Source organism: Flavobacterium sp. FG139 (genome assembly GCF_057809695.1).
On the sequence record NZ_JBMDKL010000002.1, the window covers coordinates 165421 to 187917 of the forward strand.

The 22497-nt window shown below is 34.2% G+C and carries 15 protein-coding genes; 2 read left to right on the forward strand and 13 right to left on the reverse strand.

All coding sequences use genetic code 11. From position 1 onward, the window contains the following. Positions 1-17 precede the first annotated feature (17 nt). The 7 genes from ACODSI_RS02220 to ACODSI_RS02250 form a co-directional block, all read right to left on the reverse strand. The gene (locus tag ACODSI_RS02220) at positions 18-1526 is read right to left on the reverse strand and encodes a RagB/SusD family nutrient uptake outer membrane protein (RefSeq protein WP_488915216.1); all 1509 of its coding nucleotides are present in this window, start codon (positions 1524-1526) and stop codon (positions 18-20) included. Between the two features lie 13 nt (positions 1527-1539). Beyond that, a complete protein-coding gene (locus ACODSI_RS02225; RefSeq protein WP_488915217.1) occupies positions 1540-4620 on the reverse strand; it encodes a SusC/RagA family TonB-linked outer membrane protein in 3081 nt (1026 codons plus the stop codon). A 346-nt stretch (positions 4621-4966) separates the two neighbouring features. Then, positions 4967-7786 carry a triple tyrosine motif-containing protein gene (locus tag ACODSI_RS02230; RefSeq protein WP_488915218.1) on the reverse strand — a complete coding sequence of 940 codons (2820 nt, stop codon included), beginning with the start codon at positions 7784-7786 and terminating at the stop codon, positions 4967-4969. A gap of 89 nt (positions 7787-7875) precedes the next feature. After that, positions 7876-9225 carry a YHYH protein gene (locus tag ACODSI_RS02235; RefSeq protein WP_488915219.1) on the reverse strand — a complete coding sequence of 450 codons (1350 nt, stop codon included), beginning with the start codon at positions 9223-9225 and terminating at the stop codon, positions 7876-7878. Between the two features lie 26 nt (positions 9226-9251). After that, positions 9252-9746, reverse strand: a complete 495-nt coding sequence (locus ACODSI_RS02240; protein ID WP_488915220.1) for a Spy/CpxP family protein refolding chaperone — start codon at positions 9744-9746, stop codon at positions 9252-9254. A gap of 11 nt (positions 9747-9757) precedes the next feature. Then, positions 9758-10039 carry a hypothetical protein gene (locus tag ACODSI_RS02245; RefSeq protein WP_488915221.1) on the reverse strand — a complete coding sequence of 94 codons (282 nt, stop codon included), beginning with the start codon at positions 10037-10039 and terminating at the stop codon, positions 9758-9760. A 36-nt stretch (positions 10040-10075) separates the two neighbouring features. Further along, complete coding sequence (locus ACODSI_RS02250) at positions 10076-10654, reverse strand: RNA polymerase sigma factor (protein WP_488915222.1); 579 nt, start codon at positions 10652-10654, stop codon at positions 10076-10078. 155 nt (positions 10655-10809) lie between these two features. Between ACODSI_RS02250 and uvrA the strand changes: the two genes are divergently transcribed. Further along, a complete protein-coding gene (gene uvrA / locus ACODSI_RS02255) occupies positions 10810-13599 on the forward strand; it encodes an excinuclease ABC subunit UvrA (protein WP_488915223.1) in 2790 nt (929 codons plus the stop codon). Between the two features lie 86 nt (positions 13600-13685). On the opposite strand, the gene ACODSI_RS02260 is transcribed toward uvrA, so the two are convergent. Further along, positions 13686-14105, reverse strand: coding sequence for a lipocalin-like domain-containing protein (locus ACODSI_RS02260; protein ID WP_488915224.1), 420 nt, complete (start codon positions 14103-14105; stop codon positions 13686-13688). A gap of 107 nt (positions 14106-14212) precedes the next feature. Then, the gene (locus ACODSI_RS02265) at positions 14213-15409 is read right to left on the reverse strand and encodes a M28 family peptidase (protein ID WP_488915225.1); all 1197 of its coding nucleotides are present in this window, start codon (positions 15407-15409) and stop codon (positions 14213-14215) included. 251 nt (positions 15410-15660) lie between these two features. Here ACODSI_RS02265 and ACODSI_RS02270 point away from each other — a divergent pair, with 251 nt between their 5' ends. Continuing rightward, positions 15661-16323: a hypothetical protein gene (locus ACODSI_RS02270; RefSeq protein WP_488915226.1), complete on the forward strand. Its 663-nt coding sequence runs from the start codon at positions 15661-15663 to the stop codon at positions 16321-16323. 136 nt (positions 16324-16459) lie between these two features. Here the strand turns inward: ACODSI_RS02270 and ACODSI_RS02275 are convergent, their stop codons facing one another. From ACODSI_RS02275 to ACODSI_RS02290, 4 genes are read right to left on the reverse strand one after another with little or no spacing between them, the layout of a single operon-like run. Next, the gene (locus tag ACODSI_RS02275; RefSeq protein WP_488915227.1) at positions 16460-17926 is read right to left on the reverse strand and encodes a lipopolysaccharide biosynthesis protein; all 1467 of its coding nucleotides are present in this window, start codon (positions 17924-17926) and stop codon (positions 16460-16462) included. A gap of 7 nt (positions 17927-17933) precedes the next feature. Continuing rightward, entirely contained in the window at positions 17934-19232 is a 1299-nt protein-coding gene (locus ACODSI_RS02280; RefSeq protein WP_488915228.1) for a glycosyltransferase family 4 protein, read from the reverse strand. Between the two features lies 1 nt (position 19233). Then, on the reverse strand, positions 19234-20001 hold the full coding sequence (locus ACODSI_RS02285) for a hypothetical protein (RefSeq protein ID WP_488915229.1): 768 nt from the start codon (positions 19999-20001) through the stop codon (positions 19234-19236). A 31-nt stretch (positions 20002-20032) separates the two neighbouring features. Beyond that, entirely contained in the window at positions 20033-22474 is a 2442-nt protein-coding gene (locus ACODSI_RS02290; protein ID WP_488915230.1) for a YfhO family protein, read from the reverse strand. Between the last annotated feature and the right edge of the window lie 23 nt (positions 22475-22497).

A 22497-nucleotide genomic window follows, 5' to 3' on the forward strand; every position in this document is an offset into this window, starting at 1 on the left:
AATTAGATAATTAATTATTAATAACCAGGGTTTTGAACTAACTGAGTATTTTGTAATTCTTTGTAAGGAATTGGTAATACTTCATTTTTTCCAGCTATAAAGCCTCTACTCGATAATTTAGATGAAGCATCACCCCATCTTACTAAATCAAAGAAACGATGCCCTTCACCTGCTAATTCCAATCTTCTTTCTGCTTTAATAGCAGCCAAAGAAACTGGCACAGAAGGCAATCCAACTCTACTTCTCACCGCATCCAAAAGCGCTTGAGCTCTAGCTCCAGTTCCTCCTAATGCCTCAGCTTCAAGCAAGTAAGTGTCTGCAAGACGAATTACATAAGAATCTTGTTTGTAGTTAAGTACAGCATCTCCTTGACCTGTTGTAACATCTGATTGTCTTGGAATAAATTTATTTAAAAAATACCCTGTATCTTGATAGCCTGGGATATAATCTGCTTGACCCGCTAATTTTAAAGCTTTTAAGTCTAAAATAGTGGCTCCAAAACGAGGATCTCCTGCCATAGCATTGTATAAATCTTGAGTAATCACATTAAAACTCCAACCTGACGGAAGATTTGGAGCTGGAGAACCCGATGGTCTTGTGTATCCTCTAGGTCCTACCATAACATTAACTGTATTTCCTTCGTCTGATCCAGAACCCCAAATTCCCCAATAAGAGTTACCAGTACTTGTATGTGCAACTTCTAGAATCGATTCTGTATTGAATTTATTTGAAGTAATCCATAAATCATTAAAGTTAGATAATAAATGGTAACCATATTGACTAGTTCCTCCTGGAGTACCATTAACAGCGGCTAATTGAGTAGCTGCTAAAGCATTTTTTCCATCGTACAAATATACTTTTCCAAGCAAAGCTTGTGCAGCACCTTTAGTAAAACGAGCTGTCTCTGCACTAGTTAATGTTGACGGCAAATCATTAATTGCATCTAATAAATCAGCCTCAATTTGAGCATAAACAGCTGTTGGACTAGCTTGTGCTACATCATACATATTAGCTGCAGTCAATGGTTCTAAAATTAGTGGAACGTTTTTAAACATTCTAACTAAATTGAAATAGTACATTGCTCTTAAAGCTTTTGATTCTGCAGCAAATCTTACTTTCAGATTGTTATCCATCTGAGTATTTGGCAATTTTTGAAGTAAAATATTAGCTCTTGTTATTCCTTGATAATGATCGTTCCAAAAACTTTGTGGAATAGTGTTACCATTTTGGGTATAATTTGAAAATGATTGAATTCCAACACCATCTGTAGCACCACCACCACCAGCATAATGATCATCAGAACCAGCATTCATCATAGTAATCATGTTTTCAAAACCACCCGAGTTTTTTCGCATTACATCATAAACAGCTACCAAACCAGAATATGCTTGGTCTTCATTTTGATAGTAATTAGAAGTTAAATATTGACCTTCTGGATTAACATCCAAAAAATCTTTATTACACGAAGTCACCGCAGTTAAAGTAATCCCTGCAATAACTAGATATTTAATTTTTGTTATTTTCATAATAATATATTTTTTAGAATTGTAGATTAGCTCCAAACATAAATGTACGTGCCTGAGGATAATATCCTTTATCAATACCCATTACGTTTCCACCGATTTCTGGATCGTAACCAGTATATTTTGTTAGGGTTAATAGATTTTCACCTGTAACAAAAAGTCTCACTTTGCTGGCTCCAATTTTGCTTATCGCTGATGCTGGCAAAGAATATCCCAATTGAATCACTTTAAAACGTAAATAATCTCCTTTTTGCAAATAGAAATCAGACATGTTTCCAAAGTTACCATTAGTATCATTATTAGTTAAACGTGGAAAATCATTAGATGTTCCTTCTCCTGTCCAACGACTTAATGCAATTGTTTGATAATTTGAATTGGCAACATCTAGACGACGTAGCCCTTGGAAAATTTTATTTCCTGCAACACCTTGAGCAAAAACCATAACATCAAATCCTTTGTAATCGGCATTTAAGGTCAAACCAAAAGTACATTTAGGAATCATACTTCCTAGGAATGTTCTATCATTTGCATCAATTTTACCATCACCATTATTATCAACCCATCTGAAATCTCCAGGTTGAGCGTTAGGTTGAATTAAACCACCAGCTGCATTTTTGTATGCATCAATTTCAGCTTGGTTTTGAAAAATTCCAGCAGTTTGATATCCGAAAAATGAATTATATGCTTGACCAACTTGAGTTCTAGTTACATCACCCATAGATTGGAAACCTGCAGCGTCTTGTGTTAAGAAGTCAACCCCAGTTCCAATATTAGTTACTGTATTTTTTAGTGTTGAGAAGTTTGCATTGGCAGAAAAATTTACTCCTCCAATTTTCTTTTTATAACCTAATTCAAACTCTAACCCTTTGTTTTCCATGTCAGCTACGTTAGCAAATGGTTGTTCGTTAACTCCAACATATCCCGGAATTATCAAGCGTTGTAAAATACCCGAAGTTTTTTTCTTGTAGTATTCAACAGTAAGCGTAAAATCGTTAAAGATTTTAGCATCAAAACCAAAATTAGTTTGAATTGTTTCTTCCCAGTGTAACGAAGGATTTTCTAAAGTTCTTGGAGAATATCCTGTAGTGATAGCACCTGAATTACCAAAAGTATAATTTGAACCTCCACTCACTAAAGCACTATAATAAAAGTCTCCTAAACTACCATCATTACCTGTTTTACCGTAACCACCTCTAAATTTCAGAGAGTTCACGTATTTATTTTCTTTCCAGAAATTTTCTTTAGAAAGTACCCATCCCATGGAAACAGCTGGGAAATATCCGTATTTTTTATCGGCACCAAAACGTGAAGATCCATCTCTACGAAATACACCAGTAAATAAATATTTTTCTTTGTAATCATAATTTACTCTTGTAAACAATGATGTTAGTTTATGAGGAGTGAATGTATAAGAATATCCTGTTTTGTTCGCTGCTGGCAAACTAAAGTTAAATGAAGCTTCTTGGTAATTATTAGTAGGCAAATCGGCATGAGTTACCCCTGTTGCATATCCAATATTCAATTCATTTGCTTCTTGACCAACTAATGCTGTAATGTTGTGATCTCCAAATTTCTTGGTATACGTCAAAGTATTATTAAAAATCCAATCTAAAGCTGTATTGGTATTTCTTGTTAATGAATTTTGAACCACACTATTAAAAGAAGCATTTAAGTAAAATTTAGGTGTAAAATACTCATTACCCCAAAACGCTTTTTTACCACCAATTGACGATTTGAATTTTAAACCATCTATAATATTAGCTTCTAAATAGGCGTTTCCTACAATGTCATCTGACCAACCGAAGTTTCCTAATTGCACTTTTTGATAAGCAACTGGATTGGCAATTTCTTGACCAACTAATGAAGAAATACCATAAGGATTCCCATTTTCATCATGAAGTACATAAGGAGATAAACCGTTTAAGTAGGCTGCTTGAGTTGGATCTGTAACTACCAATGGTGTAGTTGGATCTAAATTGATTGCTGAACTTAGCACACCACCAAATTCACTATTTACAGTTCCAATACCCACTTGTTTTTGGTGCGTGTAAGCAATGGTTTGACCAAAACTAAACGTTTTAGAAATTTTATGATTAGAGTTGATTCTAAAATTCTTTTTAGTAAAATTTGAAACTTCTTTAGCAACAATCCCTTCTTGATCTTGTAACCCAAAAGATACGTAAAAATTAGAAACATCATTACCACCGCTAAAACTTAATTCGTGGTTGTATCGTTGTGCTGAAGTATTAAAAACTTGTTTTTGCCAATCAGTTCCAACACCTAAAACACTTAAATCAGGAAAAATCACATTTCCTCCAGCGGCTACCGATTTTTCATTCATTAAAGCTCCATATTGCGTAGCGTTTAATAATTTTAATGTTTTAGCAGGAGAAGAAACACCTGTGAAAGTGGTATAATTAACACTAATTTTACCTTTTTTACCTTTTTTTGTTGTTACAAGAATAACCCCTGTAGCAGCACGAGTACCATAAATAGAAGCTGATGCAGCATCTTTTAATACTTCGATAGATTCAATATCAGATTGATTGATATATCCAATTCCGCCTTGATCTACAACTACACCATCTACTACCCACAATGGATTGTTACCTCCACCAAAAGTAGTGATACCACGAACTCTAATAGTAGAACCTGAACCTGGTGAACCAGAATTGGTAGCAATTGTAACCCCAGAAACCCTACCTTGCAATGCTTGCTCGATACGTCCGTTAGGCACTTTTTCTAAATCTTTAGAACTCACCTTAGAGATAGCTCCAGTTACAACACTTTTCTTTTGTGTACCATAACCCACATTAATTACTACTTCTTCTAATGTGTTTTTTTCTTCTACCAAAGAAATTTTCATTTCTCCTGAAGTAATTTCAACTTCTTTTGTAGTAAATCCTAAATAAGATACTACTAAAGTTTTAGCATCATTGGGAACCGTTAATGCAAATTTTCCATCAATATCGGTTGAAACTCCTAGTGTAGAACCTTTTACCAAAACATTGGCACTTGGTAATGGAACACCATTAGACAATACTGTACCAGAAACTTTTTTCTGAGCTTGAGCCGATACAATAAAGATGAAAAACATAGAAATTAGGAAAAAATTATCCCTAAATCTTTCTGAAAATAGCTTTAAATTCATAAGCGTGTAAAATTTTAGTTTGGTTAAATTTTGCAAGACACTTTTTATGCCTTGTTAACATGGTGTTAAATTATCCAATTAAAAAATACGAATTAGATTATCAACCACAACAAAAAATATACATAATGAAATTTTGAAATGATAAATTTACGAATATGACAAAAGCACCAATAATAGCTGATTATTTAGAATACTAAACGGCATTGAATCAATTAATTTAAAGGTCTAAATTGTCTTACGAAAAGGTTATTGTAAAGGTAATGTTGTAGTGATTGACACTATTTCTGTATAGTTATATACTTAAAATGTAGTTTACCAACCCATCATCATGCATCAAATTGAGCTTTTTACGCAAACGATATCGTTTTATCTCTACACTTCGTATCGAAATGTTAAGCATTGGAGCGATTTCTTTTGAGGATAAATTGAGTCTTAAATAAGCGCAAAGTTTCAAATCGCTTGGAGTTAAACTTGGATGTGCAGCTTTTATCTTTTTTAAGAAATCTTTGTCGGCATTATCAAATGCTTCTTTGAATACATTCCAAGAATCATCCTCATTAATATTTTTATTTATTGTTGAGATAACTGATTTAATATTTCTTCCACTATTCTCCTCTGATGATTTCTTTAAATCTTCTTTAATAATTCCTAACAATTCATTTTTCTTAATCAAACTCATTGTAGAAACTGCCAACTCTCTATTTTTAGCATCAACATCTTGCGATAATTGTTCATTTCTTAATTTCATCAATTGCTGCTCACTTTCTAGTGCCGCAATTTCTAATAATAAATTATTTTCTTCTATTAATTTCTCTTTTTGTTTGTGGTAATAGTTTTTATAAGACTTATTAATATAGTAAGCCATAACAATAAAGAAAATTAGATAAATGAACAATGCAAAATTAGTTGCATACCAAGGTTTTTTGATTGTAAAATGATATACCGCAGTATTCTCAGGAGACGAATTTGCAATTTTGGCTCGAACTTTAAAGGTGTAATCTCCAGGTTCTAAATTTTTAAAACTTATGGTTGGTTTCGTACTCCACTCGCTCCATTGGGATTGAAGACCTTCCAGCATGTATTGATATTCAACTTCAATAAAACGGTTGTATTGTGGTACTGAATAATTAAAAACCAAATTGTTTTCATCATGAGACAATTCGCCTTCTGTAGTCATTGGTATATTTACAAAGGGCTTGCTCAATACGTTAACACTAACATCGGTCAGAACAATTTTATGACTCTTTACTTTAAAATCGCCTAAATTTATAATGAAATAGCCGTCAGTTTTACCAACTAAATATTCATTATTGGAAATTTGTGTAATATTTTCATAGCCGATCATTGGATTACTAATGGTGAAAGGAATAGGAATTTTATGTTTTTTCAATTCGCTATTAAAATTACCTGATGTAAAATAGTAAATGTAATTTTTAGTAAACAACCACATTTTATTGGTTTTATCTACATTTAATTTACCAGAAATATATTCACCATTGTTAAAAACAGTACTCAAATTAGCATCACGAACAAATTTATTGGATTTAGGGTTCAATTTGTAAATACCTTGTCTTCCTGCATAAAATATGATACCATTGTATTTAACTAAACTAATATGTTTGCCTTTTATTGGGTTTGTTATTATAGAAAACTTAACTGCCTTGTAATAATCGGTTGTGGTTTGTACTTTAATTATTCCTTTGTATTCGTGTCCGATATACAGCTCATGATTGTTGGCAATTTCAAAATATCGTGATGAAATATCAAATCCTGAAAGTTTATTTCTAAACGCCCAAGTGGTACCTTTCTTTTCTATTATGGACAGCCCATTATAATTCCCTTGCATCAATAAATTCGGATGATTTGGTATCGGATTGAATTTCCAAGTACCTGTTCCTCTAAAAATAAGCTGAATACCCGTCGAATTAATTAAAAAAGTTCCTAAGTCATGACCACAAAACAATTGTCCATCGTATTCAAATAAAGACCATACCTGCCCTTTTGTACCATTTACAAAAGTAAACCTATCGTTGGCTAGCATGCTTTTATAAAATAAACCTTGATTGGTACCTATATAAATACGATCGTTAAATTTTATTGACGCATATACAGTTCCTAAATATCCTTCGTCGTCTTTGTAGCTTTTAATTGGCGATTGAAGATTGATACAATCAATACCATTATCCAATCCTAGCCACAAGTTGTTGTCTGTATCTTCAATAATAGATAAGACCGTATTGTTACTTAAACCTGTGTTTTGCGTAATATGGTATTTGATTTTACCATTTTTATCTAAAATATAAATACCATTAGAAATGGTTCCTAAAGCATAGCCACCATCCGATAATTTTTTTGCACTAAAAATTGAATTTGGTTTTAATTCGTTTTCCGATTCAAAGTGATGAGTAGCTAAAATTTTGTCCTTCAACTTAAAAATTCCTGCACGTTCCGTTTGAAGTAATAAACCCTCTTCACTTGTAAAAACATCTACAATTCTATTGGTTTTAATTCTTTCATCATTTGAAATTAAAGCGCTTTTACCATTGGTTATTTCATACAAACCTTCTCCAAGAGCTTGAAAATAAATAGAATTATTGACTTTATAACATCTAAAAATATTTGGATGACCGTCTATGAATTGAAAACTTCCATCTTTAGAATTGTAAACATAAATTCGGTTAAACGATTGAAACAAAACCCAGTTATCAACGCTTATTATATTCCAAAAATGTTCATCTTCAATTAACTTATTTTTTATCTTCTTACTCAACGAAAAGTACTTCAAAGTGCCATCAGATTGTCTATTCCAATAACCAAATTCCATGTAGCAACCCGTATATATTTTATCGCCAACTGATTTTACAGAACGTATGATCGTCTCATTTGGTGAGGGATAAAGTGTCCAATTAGATCCATTAAACTCTAATAACCCTTCATTATTTGCAAAACATAAAAACTGATCTTTATCTTGAGAAATCATCCAATTCTGATTTCCTGCTCCATAAGTGGTAGAAGTATACTTAACTATTGGCGGCAACTCTTGACCCATACACCAATAGGAAATCATACAGAATAAAAAAGAAAAAAAACAAGTAGAATAACGCTGTTGCATTTTTGGTAAAGAGTTTATAATCTATAGATGGGTATAAAATAAAAAACCACCATTGATTCAAATGGTGGCTTCAAATTTAAGATTTTAATTTATTCAATTATAACTTTTGAGGTTATAGTATGATCTCCATAGTAAATTTTTACAAAATAAACTCCTTTATAGACTGTAGAAGTGTCTATAACACACAACGTACTACCTTGTAAAATTTTATCACTCTTAACCACTTGACCTATTTCATTGATTAATTCAACATTAAAATCACTGTGAGCCATTGTGGTTTGAATAGCAATAAAATCCTGAGCCGGATTGGGTGCTACAACAATATTGAATTTTGTAGTCTCAAAATCAACCGAAGTCAATGCCGGGTTATACGTTGTAGTTCCTGCTGGAACTGTGGTAACAGTTGTTGCTGTTTTATTTCCATAAAATGTTGGTCCCACTACATACGGATAGGCCGAGTTGTGATTGGCATCTACAGTAGCAAAATAACAATAAATTCCATTAGGATATTCTGGTGTTACACAAAAACGACCGTTGTGCTCGTCTAAATAACTCGCATCTGTTGGGTGTGCAACAAACTCGTAATCTTCTCTAAAATACCCTAAAGGATACGTAGTACTCACTGCTGGACCATCTAGAACATCTGTTCCATCTGCCCAAACCGTTCTGGTAGTAATATTGCGGTATTGATATCCCGATTTCATTCTAACAATTCCTCCTGTTCCGTTAGTATTAGCATAGGCATAGGCTCCATAAATTGGAAATCCATCGTAAGCATAACCTAATAATGGAGAATGCTGATTTGGATCAATCGTATACAAACCATCGGATGGATAAGTACTACAAATGGTTGAAATTACATTAATATCGAGATTAAAAGCACTAGGATTTTGATGATGGTGGTAATTTCCCATGGCTGGATGTGCTTTAGAACAATCAAAACCCAATCGTTCGCCTACTACAGCGTCTCTATTCCATTTTCCATCTCCTGTGCAGCCTACAATTGGACCTCCACAAATTTGACTGGTTGAGTTCTTCCAAGAAACCCCATCTCTATAATCAAATAAAGCAACTCCATTTTTAAAAATACCGATATTACCACCTGTTGTAGCCGTTAATGTTCCTGTATTTTGTGTCGGATTTAGAGGAATTTTGAAAATCTTATTCTGTGCCGTAGCCAATGAAGGATTTCCATCTAAAAACGGACCCGTAATGTATGCCGGAATTCCAGTTGCCGATACATAAGCCCAATTGGCATCGTATTGAACCGTTTGAACATTTGCTTGAACTGCATCATTTATGGGTGTTGAATTCCCTGATACATAATGACGTCCTGTAATTCCTGTGGTATTGCGTAGCCAACTTGTAATCGCTGGATTAGTCTGCGCCAGTAATCCCGAAAACGAGAAAACTAAAAATAATTGTAAAACTTTTTTCATCTAAATAGGTTGGTATTGGTTTGTGATTACATTCTTGGCGGCGGTGGCGGACCATCACCAGGCATTGGTCTACCTTCTCTTTCTCTAGGTCTAGGTGCCATCATTCTAGCTGCTTCATTTATAATTTCATCAAATTTTTGCTGCTGCGAAGTATTACAAATGGCTCTTACTTTTTGAAAGTGATAAAACAAAGCCAATTCTTCTTGTTCTTTGATTTTCAAAATTGCTGCTGCTGCTTTCTTTACTGTAGCCGAATCAACTTTTGGATTTTTCAACAACTCAAAATAGGCATCGTGCATTTCTTTATTATCAGCTCGTAAAGCTTCGACTTGACTTCGATGTTGTTGCTTCAAAAGTTCAAATTGTTCTTTTTGTTGGGTTGTAAACTGTAATTCTTTATTAAAAAAATCACCAACAGCATCATTTTTAGGTGGTTTATGCAACCACATAAATGTTAGTGTACTAATATTAATAACTAATAAAAGTAAAATAACAATTTTTAAAAATTTAGAATTGTTCATTGTAGTTTGTTTTAATAATCACTAGAGAAATATTCTTTATAAACAGCGCTTTTACCATCGTTAAAAGTCAATTTCTCGGACTTCTTAGCATATTGATTCATCGAAATCAAATTGATACCCAATAGCACAATCACACTAGCTGCAATCATCCATTTTTGGGCTACACTCAATCTATTTTCTTTTCTTTTGGATGAATTCAATAAAGAATATTTCAAAGACAAAGGCACTTCAACACGCTGGATATCATCCAAGGCATTCAGGGTATCTTCAATCCAATTTTCTTTTGTATTCATAATTCTATAGATGTTATATTTTTTTAAAACTTGCGCTTATTTCTCATTTTCTTCATAATATGTTGCCAAATGCTTCTTTAAGTTTTGTTTGGCCCTGAAAAGTAATGACTCTACAGCTGATAACGATAATTGCATTATTTCAGCTATTTCATTATAACTCACTTGTTCTATTTTGTGTAAAATGTAGGCCGTTCGCTGTTGCTCGGGCAATAAATCAATGGCTTTAAAAAGTATTTTAGCACGCTCTTGGTTTTCCAATTGAATTCCGGGATGACTAAAATCAGAATGGTTTTCAATGGCTTTTTCACCATCCGATGAAAAAATAGATTTGAATATTCCCGAACGTTTCTTTCGGTGTTTCTTTCGGATAAACTCCAAACATTTATTTATTGAAATTCTATAAATCCAAGTAGAAAGCGATGATTCTTCTTTAAATTGTTGAATGTTTATATGAATTGTAATAAAGATTTCTTGTGTGACATCTTGGGCATCTTCAGTATTTTGAAGCATTCCGATACATGAATTGTACACCTTTTTGGAAAACAAATCCACCAAGACTTGGAACGCTTTTTCGTCGTTCTTCTTCAATCGTGAAATCATTTCTTTTTCTTCCAAAAAGCAAATTTTTTATATTTTGATGCCACTTTAACCGTAAACTTGTGTGAATATAGGAATATCTTTTTTAACTACATAAAAATGACATTTGTGATTTGTTCAATACCCATTCTCATTCGAGAAATGATTATCTTTGCGAAAATTCATTTTTTGCTATGATTCCAAAAGATATTACTACGTTAGAGCCAAAGAAAAACATCCTAATAAAAGGTGCTGCCATCCACAATTTAAAAAATTTGGATGTTGCCATTCCTCGAAACAAACTCGTAGTAATTACAGGGCTTTCAGGTTCTGGAAAATCGTCATTAGCTTTCGATACTTTGTATGCGGAAGGACAACGCCGCTATGTAGAAAGTTTATCGTCGTATGCGCGTCAGTTTTTAGGACGATTGGACAAACCCAAAGTAGAATACATCAAAGGAATCGCTCCGGCCATAGCCATTGAACAAAAAGTAAATACAACCAATGCGCGTTCCACCGTTGGAACCTCAACCGAAATATACGATTACTTAAAATTACTCTTCGCTCGAATTGGAAAAACAGTTTCACCAGTATCAGGTAACGAAGTGCGAAAAGATACCGTAACCGATGTCATCAATACAGTAAAAACTTTTGAACTCGACAGCCGTTGGTTGCTCCTTGCTCCTATTCATCTCGAAGAAGGTAGAAAATTAGAAGACAAACTCAAAGTACTCTTGCAACAAGGTTTTGCACGTATTTTAGTCAATAACGAAATGGTGCGTTTGGATGACATTGACCAGCATTCGTTTGATAACAAAGACATCTTACTAATCATCGATAGAATCATTGTTAAAGACGAAGAAGAATTCTTTAACCGATTATCTGATGCGGTACAAACGGCTTTTTTTGAAGGAAAAGGCGTATGTTATTTGCAAAATTTGAAAGACAATTCGCGTTTGGAATTCAGTGCTAATTTTGAGTTGGATGGCATGACGTTTTTGGAACCGAATGTACATTTATTTAGCTTTAACAATCCGTATGGAGCTTGTCCAACTTGCGAAGGTTATGGTAACGTGATTGGCATCGACCATGAATTAGTGATTCCTAATACCGCACTTTCTGTTTTTGAAAATGCCATTTATCCGTGGCGTGGTGAAAGTATGGGTTGGTACCGTGACGAATTGGTAAACAAAGCTTATAAATTTGATTTCCCTATTCACAAACCGTATTTCGAATTATCGCAAGAACAAAAAGATTTAGTTTGGAATGGCAACCAGTACTTTCAAGGATTAAATGACTTCTTTAAAGAACTAGAAGAAAAAAATTATAAAATACAAAACCGTGTGATGTTATCGCGTTATCGTGGCAAAACCAAATGCAACGTTTGTAAAGGGAAACGCCTTCGTGTGGAAGCCAATTACATTCAAGTCGGTGGCAAAACCATTTCTGATTTGGTAGATTTACCAATTCGTCGTTTAATTCCGTTTTTCAAAGAATTACAATTATCCGAATACGACACTACGGTTTCCAAACGATTATTAATTGAAATCAACAGTCGTTTAGCATTTTTAAGCAATGTTGGCTTGGATTATTTAACATTGAATCGAAATTCAGCTACACTTTCAGGCGGCGAATCGCAACGTATTAACTTGGCGACTTCGTTAGGAAGTAGTTTGGTAGGTTCGATGTATATTTTAGACGAACCGAGTATTGGTTTGCATCCTAAAGACACTGAATTATTGATTGAAGTACTGAAAAACCTACGTGATTTAGGCAACACGGTTATCGTAGTAGAACACGACGAAGACATTATGAAACAAGCCGATATGATTATTGATATTGGCCCTGAAGCTGGTACTCATGGTGGCGAATTGGTGGCACAAGGCACGTTTGATGAAATCCTTCAATCGGATTCGTTAACCGCTAAATACTTGAATGGTTCCTTAGAAATTAAAGTCCCACGAACTCGTAGAAAATGGAATACCTACATTGATATTTTGGGAGCACGTGAGAACAATTTGCAAAACCTAGACGTTCGCTTTCCGTTAGAATGTTTAACCGTAATTACAGGGGTTTCAGGTAGTGGTAAAAGTACGTTAGTAAAGAAAATTCTGTTTCCTGCCATACAAAAGAAACTGGAAGGTGTTGGAGAAAAAGCAGGTCAGTTTACCGACATGCAAGGACATTACCACCGCATTCATCATATAGAATATGTCGATCAAAATCCTATCGGAAGAAGCTCGCGTTCCAATCCAGTCACCTACATTAAAGCCTACGATGACATTCGCGATCTGTTTGCCAAATCAAAATTATCCAAAATTCGAGGCTATCAACCCAAACATTTTTCGTTTAATGTAGATGGTGGTCGATGTGAAACTTGTAAAGGAGACGGTTCTATTAATGTAGAAATGGTGTTTATGGCCGACGTCGAATTGCCTTGCGAAACTTGCGGCGGTAAACGTTTCAAAAAAGAAATATTAGAAGTAACCGTTGAAGGCAAAAACATTGATGATATTCTAACGATGACAATAGACGATGCCATTGCGTTTTTTAGTGAACACAAACATACTAAAATCATGCAAAAACTACAACCGTTGCAAGATGTTGGTTTGGGCTATGTGCAATTAGGACAATCGTCTTCTACCCTTTCGGGCGGTGAAGCACAACGTATCAAACTAGCGTCGTTTTTGGTTAAAGGAAATACCAAAGAGAAAGCACTTTTTGTATTTGACGAACCTACTACGGGTTTACATTTTCACGACATTCAAAAACTGTTGACTTCGTTTGATGCCTTGATTGATAAAGGACACTCGATTTTGGTCGTAGAACACAACCTCGACCTGATTAAGTGTGCCGATTGGATTATTGATTTAGGACCCGAAGGTGGTGAAAACGGAGGGCAACTCTTAGCTGAAGGCACTCCAGAAGATGTCGTTAAAAACAAAGAATCAATTACTGGGAAGTATTTGAAGGATAAGTTATAAAAAAAGAAACTTTCGATTATTTATATCTAGTTGAAGTACTACGACAACTTCCCGAAAGCTCCAAGAGACTATTGTAGTTATATAAACTACTTTATCTTTTTATATTCTTTTAAAAAACTGCGATCTTCCAATTGAAGAATAGAATCGTTTAGGGTTACTATAGTCCAAGACACTTGTTCAAAACGAGAAAAAGCACCTACCAAAAAGGTTTTACCTTTGTCAAAATTTATTTTATATACATAGGTTTTGGTATCTTTAAAACACCATACCTTTTTTCCATAAAAAGTAGTATATGCCACACTTTTCATAATCGAATCTTTAAATTCTAAAGTCGATTTTTTCTCGCAATTGCTATATTTTTCAAGATCAACAGCTTCTTTAATGTTATTTTTTTTTACATACAAAGCATTCAATTGCCATTTTCCTTTCAATTTACGACTATCAATTCCTGTGTGAACGCTTATCAATATTACTACACTTAATAAACTGAATAAAAGTTTCTGCATTAAACAAAGTGTTTGATTTAAAAAACGAGATTATTCCAACATTAGTATAACAAAAAAAGCCGAACCAAATAAGTCCGACTTTACTATGTAGAAATACTTTATTAGTATTATTCAATTACAATTTTCTTGGTTATGCGCTTCTCACCTGCTTGCATAACTCCTAGATACAACCCTTTTGCTAGGCCCGAAACAGGAATTGATTCAATTAATTTCGCATTAGAAATTGGCATGTTTAATACCGTTTTGCCATTGATATCAATTAATAAAAAAGTATAATTTGTCTCGGTCAACGAACCCAAACTAACATTTAGGGTATCTTTAGTTGGATTTGGGAAGAAACTCACGTTATAATCAGACACTTCTTGATTGGTTAAACTACTAGTGCTAGCCTGTGCAAAGTGTAAGGTTGCCCCAATAGTTGCTTTAGCTACATTATAATTGTATACAGGATCCATATAAATCAACAAATCGGTATTGGTGTGCTTGTGTGTGGTTTCGTTTTTTTCAAACAAACCTGTAATGATTTCGTTATTACTTTGAAACGACATATAATCTGAAGCATAGGCATACGATAAAAACGTTTGCAACGGCGAATACAACGTCACACAATTCATCAACTGTGTGGTCATTGTAGACGACTGTGCGTTATTGGTTGAAGGTGAATTATTCGTATCGCGTTCACAAGTAATCGTATTGTTAGTCATTCCTGCCACACCACCAACTTCGTCCAAATTCAGTACCAAACGAATGTTCATTTTTGGGGTGGTTCCATTCACAATAGAAGTCACATAATGCTGACTTCCATACAATCCGTCTTCTTCTCCGCTAAAGTTTATAAATTTTATGGAATAATCGGTGGGAATATTTTGTAACAAACGAGCAGTTTCTAAAATACAAGCTACTCCACTACCATTATCGTTAGTTCCTGTTCCTCCAATCGAATCGTAATGACCACAAACAATAACATACGTATTAGGATACAAAGTTCCTATCTTAGTCACTACAAGATTCTTACAAGCAGCTGTAGAACCCGTGTACGTATACGAATCTTCCACTATTTGAGTAGCGGTATACCCATAACTCAAATATTTGTTTTTCAACCAATCCAAGGTGTTTTGAAGTGGAGCAGTTCCTCTGCGCTTCAATCCTAGTGCTTCAAATTCAGTTAAATCATTGGTTACATTGGTTTGCGAACATTGATTGACTACATTGGCATAAGCCTGTATAAAAGTTTGACTGAAAGAAGTACTCACTGTAAATACAGTGAATAGTAAAAATACTAGGTTCTTTTTTGTGAAATTCATAATGTGAATTGTCTTTTGTTTGGATATTGGCACCAAAAATAATAAATTTTCATTCACTTCATAAACTATTTGGCTTAAATATTAATTAATAATCGCATGCTATTCAATAGGTTAAAAATCATTAACAAATCGTTCACAAAAACAGCCATTCGTTTGGCACACATCTTGGAATACTCGAAACATCAGAACGATTTCTGATCGAAGAAGCCGAAAATCGAACGAGTAAGCAACAATTGAAAATTCTATTGATTATGAAAAAAATTACCCTTTTAGTAGCAAGTGTTTTACTGGTAGGAAACGTTGCGAAAGCATCAGAAATAATCAAAATTGCTGATGAGAAAATGATAACCCGATTTAGCTTTGACGAGCCAATCTCATTCACCGAAAGAGGCATTGAGTTTTTCGTCTTTCCAAATGGCGACTTCGATTTTAATACTCGTGCCGATGATTCTCAAGGTGGATACCATTTCAAACAAGCTGGTAAACGAACTTCTGAAGCTGATAGAAATGGTCAAGAACCAGTAAATTATGGAGTCTTAATTGAGCACGATAGTTTTGGTAGAATTCGTAGAGTGGGAAATACATTCATCAACTACGATAGCCGCGATCGAGTGAGCCGAATTGGTACCGTATTTATGAGATACAACAGATTTGCTCTAACACAAATTGGCGGTATGCAAATTATATACAACAGACGTGGTGACATTGTAGACATGATTGGACAAGTAAAAGGTTTCAGAAATACTGGATATACCTACAACTATTACGGAACCAATGGTCATACCAATTACAACGATAACAATTATGACACTAATTATCACGCTACAAACTACAACAGCAATGAGTACTACTATTACAAAGCAGATGGTACTCGTGCCAAAATAGAAGACGATAAAAACGAAGACAAGAAATAAAAAAATTGGTTGGTTAATTTGTGAAAAGTCCTGCAGATTCTGGGAAGATGAAGCAGGATTTTTTTTTTGAAGCTAATCCAGCTATTCGCCTTTATCTTTGTTCGTGCCTCACAAAGGATATCGGCTGCTATCTGGGCTAAAGCAATCGCGCTTTCTTCAAGAACGTCTTAATCACATTGTTAAACTCCTCAGAAATTTCCAATTTATAATTCACAAACAAATAGAACACCGCAATCAAAATCGATTTTAAAGCAATATTAATGATTGTGTAAAAAGGAAAATCCCAAAAATAAAACAAACCAAAACAAGCTACTAAAATACCTAACGAATAAAGTGTTTTTAGGGTAAACGGAAACAAATTCATTTTCTTAACCACATAAATAAACTTAATGGTGTTGTAAATGGCAACGGTTAGTAAAGTAGCAAAAGCAGAACCTTCAATGCCATACAACGGAATAAAAATCATGTTCAAAACAATCATCAATACGACTGTAAAAATTCCAAACAACAGCACCGTTCTGTAGTATTTGGTGTTGACAATTATCGAGTTGTTGTTTCCCAAAAGTACGTCGTAAAACTTAGACAATCCGATCATAAACACCACCCAAATGCCGCCGCTGTAATCTTTAGGAATCAAATGATACAATTCTTTAATATTCAAGAAAATTAACATCATGATAAATCCGCCAATAACTTGCAAATTGATGGCGCTTTTCTTGTACAAATCATTAAGTTCGTCGTGCTTTCCTTCTACCATCAATTTAGCGGTAATAGGCGCCACAATTTGGGTCATCGCCCTACTCGGAACTGCAATAACGGTTGATATAAATATCGCTACGCCATACAAGGCGTTCAAACTTACATCTTTGTATTTCGGAATCATGACCTTATCAAAATCAATCAACATGGTTGCCACACCACCCGAAACTATAATAAACAAAGAATAGTGTAAAATCTCTTTAAAATTATCGGGAATAACCAATCGTAAAACAGGCTTTTTAACCGAAAAAGCATACCATTTCATCCCTATCAATTGGGCTAAATACGATAGGGCAATGCCATAAACACAGGTATCTTTAGTAATCCAATCAAAATGAACGGCTATCAATAAAATCATGATCACAAAGCGGTATAACACTTCGCTAATTAGGTTTCCAACCACCGATTTCATATGCACTTTTACCCAAGCATAAAACACCTCAAAATAAGCCATAAATAATCCAACTATCGGAATTAACCAAAAAAATGGTTTTAATGACGGATTTTCTATTACCCAACCGCTTGAAATGGTCTCATAAAAAAAATAAAAGACAAGACCAATAGGAACAATTAACACCAATGGAAAGAACAGCATAAAAGTTAAAAATTCTTCACGCTTTTGTTCGGTTTTATAATGGGAAAAAAAACGAATCAATGTGTTTTGAGCTCCAAACGCCATTAAAGGCATCATGATATTGGCTCCCGAAAGAATCGTTGTTACAATTCCGTAATGCAATTTACCTAAGAAATTGGTATAAAAAAACAACGCATTAACAGCACCAATCCCAAATCCGAAGAACGTGATGATGGTGTTTTTAATGGATTGTGATTGCACGATTCCCATGAATAAATTATGAGTTATGAGTTATGAGTTTGGCCAATTGTTCGGTTAAACTTTTTCTTGAATACTGTTGCAAGCCCACCGGAAATACTTGCAATTTCTTTTCTAAAAACAAATTGAAATAAGAAAGAATCGTTTTTTTCAAACGCTCTTTTTCATCATACGTAAAGAAAACTCCGGTGTTGGTTGTGGTAATAATTTCGGCAAAATCGGAGTCTTTCGGACCAATAGCCAGAATTGGTCGTTCTGAAACCATATATTCAAATAATTTACCCGGAATGATGCTCTTGGTTTCTTCCGAATCGATTTCAATCAACAACAAAACTTGTGATTTACGTTGGTGTTGAATGGCTTCAGTATGGGAAACATACCCTAAATTATGGCAATGATTATCCAATTGATGTGCGAAAATACTATCTAGAATTTCTTGACTGACTTTGCCCATCAATTTGAGTTCAAATGTATCGGCAAACAAATCGTTTTCTTGAATCAACTCATGCAACACTTCCCACAATGCTTTCGGATTTCTATCGGATAAAAACGAACCAATATGCGCCATCGTAAACTTTTCATCCAAAGGTTGTTTGGCTACATTTTCTACATCATAACCGTTGGTGATCACTTCAATTGGTTTAGAAGTTAGAGCCTGAAATTCTGTCTTTGTAGTTTTACTGGTAACTATAATGGTATCAGCCGAATTAAGCACTTTACGTTCCAATTGCTTGTGTTTTTTTTCAGCATACGATGACAATTTTAAGGCTTTGTGATATCCAATAGTCGTCCAAGGATCACGAAAATCGGCCAACCAAGTTACTCCCAAATCTTCCTTTAATTTCAGTCCGATTAAATGCAACGAATGAGGTGGTCCCGAAGTTACAATAGTATCAATATGGTTCTCTTGAATGTATTTTTTAAGGTATTTAACAGAAGGATTTACCCAATATTTTCGAGCATCAGGAATGAATAAATTTCCACGAACCCATAGCATCATTTTCTCTATAAAAGTTTGCTTTTTGGCAGCTGGGATTATTCCGGAGCTAATTTTTTTAGTTTCTTTTTTAGATAAAAAACCAGCCAATTGATAGGGTTCAAAAATGGTATTTTTAAGAATTATCGCTTTATCGGAAACATCCTTTACTAAGCCTTCGTCCACTATCGGATACGTTGGGTTTTCAGGAACATAAACAATAGGTTGGATTCCGAAATCAGGTAAATATTTCACAAACTTCAACCATCGTTGCACACCCGGACCGCCAGCTGGTGGCCAGTAATACGTTATGATTAAAAGTTTTTTTGCTTCAGTTTTCAAATTATATTTTTGTGATAAATTTACTACTTATCCAACCTCTTAATTTTTGATTTTTGAATTCAAAGTCAACTGGATTACATTTGGAATTAAGATCAGAACCTTCAATTTCTACAAACAACCAAGTTCGGTCATTCTGAATCAATTCGGATAAAACTTTGATTTTAGAATTCAAATTTATTTTTGCAATAATATTAGTTCCTACTTCACAACCATAAGTGAATAATTCTATCTCTCTTTTCTCTAATGTTTCTACTGAAGGCGTAGAACGAATATTATAATCTGTAACTGTGTTTCTAACAAAATAAGGCTCCAACAAACTATACTCAGGTACTATTATCTTATTATTTAGTATATACTTCTCATTAATTTTCACATAATTTTCTTTAAGGATAGCACTTTTCCCATTGAATTCAAATGAGCGAATGGATTCGTATGGACTTTCACCGCAACAATGAAACAAATTCAATTTCAAAGCTAATTTGCCATCAGTAATTTTATACAAATCATAATTTGAACATTGTTCATATAACACTGATTGATATGAACCACTTATATTTAGGAATACATTTACACAAAGAGGTTCGCCACAAGAATATAAATAAATAACATCAGATTGAGTGTCGTTATTCAAATCAACTACATGCTTTTGAAATGTTTGCAAATCACCCAACTCTTTTTTTAAGTTCGATTCAAATGCTTCTAAATTATTCTTTTGAGCATAATTTAAAAAAGGTAAAAATAAGACCAAACAACAGATTGATTTTATCATAAAATTAAGTTATTTGCGTATCAAACCGTTTTTATAGTTTCTTTCTTTCAAAATAAACTCCACCAACCAAAAGCAACAACATTCCAAGTGAACTAATCAAAGTGATTGTACTTCCTGTTTTGACTACTTGTGGTTCAAACTTAAATTCTATGTTGTGATTTCCTGCTGGAATATTGATGCCACGTAAAGCAAAATCGACTCTGATAATGGGCACTTGTTTTCCGTCAACAGTAGCCTTCCAACCGTCTTTATAATACATTTCTGAAAACACTGCGAAACCTGCATTTTTGTTATTCGAAACGTATTTCAAATGATTCGGTTTGTTAAAGGTCAACTTAATAGAAGCTGTTGAATCTTTTTCAAAGGCATATTTGGTTACATAATCAGGAAAATCACTACTGTCAAAAGTAGCCACATTTTTAGTGTCCAATTTATCTAAAGCTTTCATTTCAGCATCATTAGAAGCTACTTTTTTAAGTTCTTTTACAAACCATGCATTTCCGTTGATTCCTGGGTTGACACTTGCCACTTCTTCTCCTCTATCGTTGGTTTGAATGATGTATTTAACATTCAACATATCCAAAATTTCTTTGTTATTTTTAGAAATTTGATAATCAAAAAGCTCTTGCATTCTTCGTGGTCGAACCGCCGAATACCCTCCAATTGATTTGTGGAAATAAGAGGCTTTGGCATTCAGATAGCCTTCTACATCTAGCACACGGTAATTGGTTGTGTCTTGCATAATCTGCATATCGGTAGTACTTGGTTGAAAAGGCATGTCCACTTCTCTGGCTGTTTTAAATTGTTCTGGTGTATTACTAACGTAGTTTTTATCCACAAAGAACAAATCGAAAACCATAACCAATCCAACAAAAATAACAGCTGTGTTTTGAGCAATTTTGTTTTTAGTATACAGCCAAAGTGCACCAGCAGCCAAAACAATAAAGAATCCAGTTCGCAACAAATCGGCTTGATACATTGTTCTTCGATCTTCTTTCAAAGCATCTATGAAACCAACGCCAAACATTTTGTCTTGCGATTGACTTAACATTTGACGAATTTGAGCGTCCATTACACCAACATAATCAAACCATCCTTTGCATAAGAACAATACAACCAATAAACCTAATGAAGTTGCCGCAGCTTTCCACAAACTATCCCATTGTTTTTCTTTGTTAGTGGTAAAAAACGAATGAAATCCGATGATTGACATAACCGGTAAACACAATTCTAAAACTACTTGAATCGATGAAACCGCTCTAAACTTATCGTATAACGGAATGTAATCAATAAAGAAATCGGTTAAAACAGAGAAGTTTTTACCCCAAGACAACACCAATGAAATGATGGCGCCAACAAGAAATACATACTTTATCTTCCGTTTATCATGATACAAACCAAGAACACACAAAAAGAAAACTACAGCGCCAATATAAGCTGGAGCCGCTACAATAGGCTGATCGCCCCAATAGGTTGGCGCATACGATTCGGCAAATTGTAATGCTTGCTCTTCAGAAGCTCCATTTTTCAACATATAATCATATACTGAGGAATCTTTTCCTAATTTTTCGGAATTCCCACCACCAAAAAGTCGTGGCGCAATGAGATTCAAACTTTCTCCCACACCATAACTGTACTCGGTAATATAGCTTCTATCTAAAGTCGAACCGTCAGTTTTTTTAGAACCATCCGGATTAAAAGTCAAATCGCTTTTTCCTCTAATACTGTAATCGGTAAATTCTTTAGTGGCAAGTAAACTGGTAGCATTCGCACCTACCGCAAAAATTAAGGCTACAAAAAAAGTTCCCACTACAAATCCAAGTTCTTTGAATTCTTTGTTTTTAATGAATTTTACAACGTAATAAATTCCCATCACCAACAATAAAAACAACAAATAGTAAGTCATTTGAAAGTGATTGGCATTGATTTCTAAAGCTACTGCGAGCATTGTTAATAATCCTCCAAGAATATATTTTTTTCTAAAAACCAACAACACTCCTGCCACAACCAGTGGCATATATGCAATAGCATGAGCTTTGGCGTTGTGTCCGACCCCTAAAATGACAATCAAATAGGTTGAAAATCCGAAAGCCAAGGCTCCGAAAAATGCCTTGAGTGGATCTATTTTTAACACCAATAGCAAACTATAAAATCCTAAAAAGTATAAAAATAAATAGTCGGCTGGTCTTGGTAAAAACCGTAAGGCGTCATCCAATTTTCCTATATAATCATGCGGATATTGTGCACCCATTTGATACGTTGGCATACCACCAAAAGCAGCATTAGTCCAATATGGTTCGGCATTTTCTGAGACTCTAAAATCGTTTTGCTCTTTAGCCATTGCGGTATACTGTACAATATCCGATTGGTAAATTTTCTTTCGCTGTAGAACTGGATAAAAATAAAGTAAGGCAATAATGATAAAACCAAAAATGGCTGCTAAATGAGGATATAACTTTTGAAGTTGCTTCATGTGGTCTTTTTATATTTTTAATA

Excerpts from the sequence above, each read along its gene's own strand:
- ACODSI_RS02220 (WP_488915216.1), bottom strand. The coding sequence starts at position 1,526 with ATGAAAATAACAAAAATTAAATATCTAGTTATTGCAGGGATTACTTTA.
- ACODSI_RS02225 (WP_488915217.1), bottom strand. The coding sequence starts at position 4,620 with ATGTTTTTCATCTTTATTGTATCGGCTCAAGCTCAGAAAAAAGTTTCT.
- ACODSI_RS02230 (WP_488915218.1), bottom strand. The coding sequence starts at position 7,786 with ATGCAACAGCGTTATTCTACTTGTTTTTTTTCTTTTTTATTCTGTATG.
- ACODSI_RS02235 (WP_488915219.1), bottom strand. The coding sequence starts at position 9,225 with ATGAAAAAAGTTTTACAATTATTTTTAGTTTTCTCGTTTTCGGGATTA.
- ACODSI_RS02240 (WP_488915220.1), bottom strand. The coding sequence starts at position 9,746 with ATGAACAATTCTAAATTTTTAAAAATTGTTATTTTACTTTTATTAGTT.
- ACODSI_RS02245 (WP_488915221.1), bottom strand. The coding sequence starts at position 10,039 with ATGAATACAAAAGAAAATTGGATTGAAGATACCCTGAATGCCTTGGAT.
- uvrA (WP_488915223.1), top strand. The coding sequence starts at position 10,810 with ATGATTCCAAAAGATATTACTACGTTAGAGCCAAAGAAAAACATCCTA.
- ACODSI_RS02260 (WP_488915224.1), bottom strand. The coding sequence starts at position 14,105 with ATGCAGAAACTTTTATTCAGTTTATTAAGTGTAGTAATATTGATAAGC.
- ACODSI_RS02265 (WP_488915225.1), bottom strand. The coding sequence starts at position 15,409 with ATGAATTTCACAAAAAAGAACCTAGTATTTTTACTATTCACTGTATTT.
- ACODSI_RS02270 (WP_488915226.1), top strand. The coding sequence starts at position 15,661 with ATGAAAAAAATTACCCTTTTAGTAGCAAGTGTTTTACTGGTAGGAAAC.
- ACODSI_RS02275 (WP_488915227.1), bottom strand. The coding sequence starts at position 17,926 with ATGGGAATCGTGCAATCACAATCCATTAAAAACACCATCATCACGTTC.
- ACODSI_RS02285 (WP_488915229.1), bottom strand. The coding sequence starts at position 20,001 with ATGATAAAATCAATCTGTTGTTTGGTCTTATTTTTACCTTTTTTAAAT.
- ACODSI_RS02290 (WP_488915230.1), bottom strand. The coding sequence starts at position 22,474 with ATGAAGCAACTTCAAAAGTTATATCCTCATTTAGCAGCCATTTTTGGT.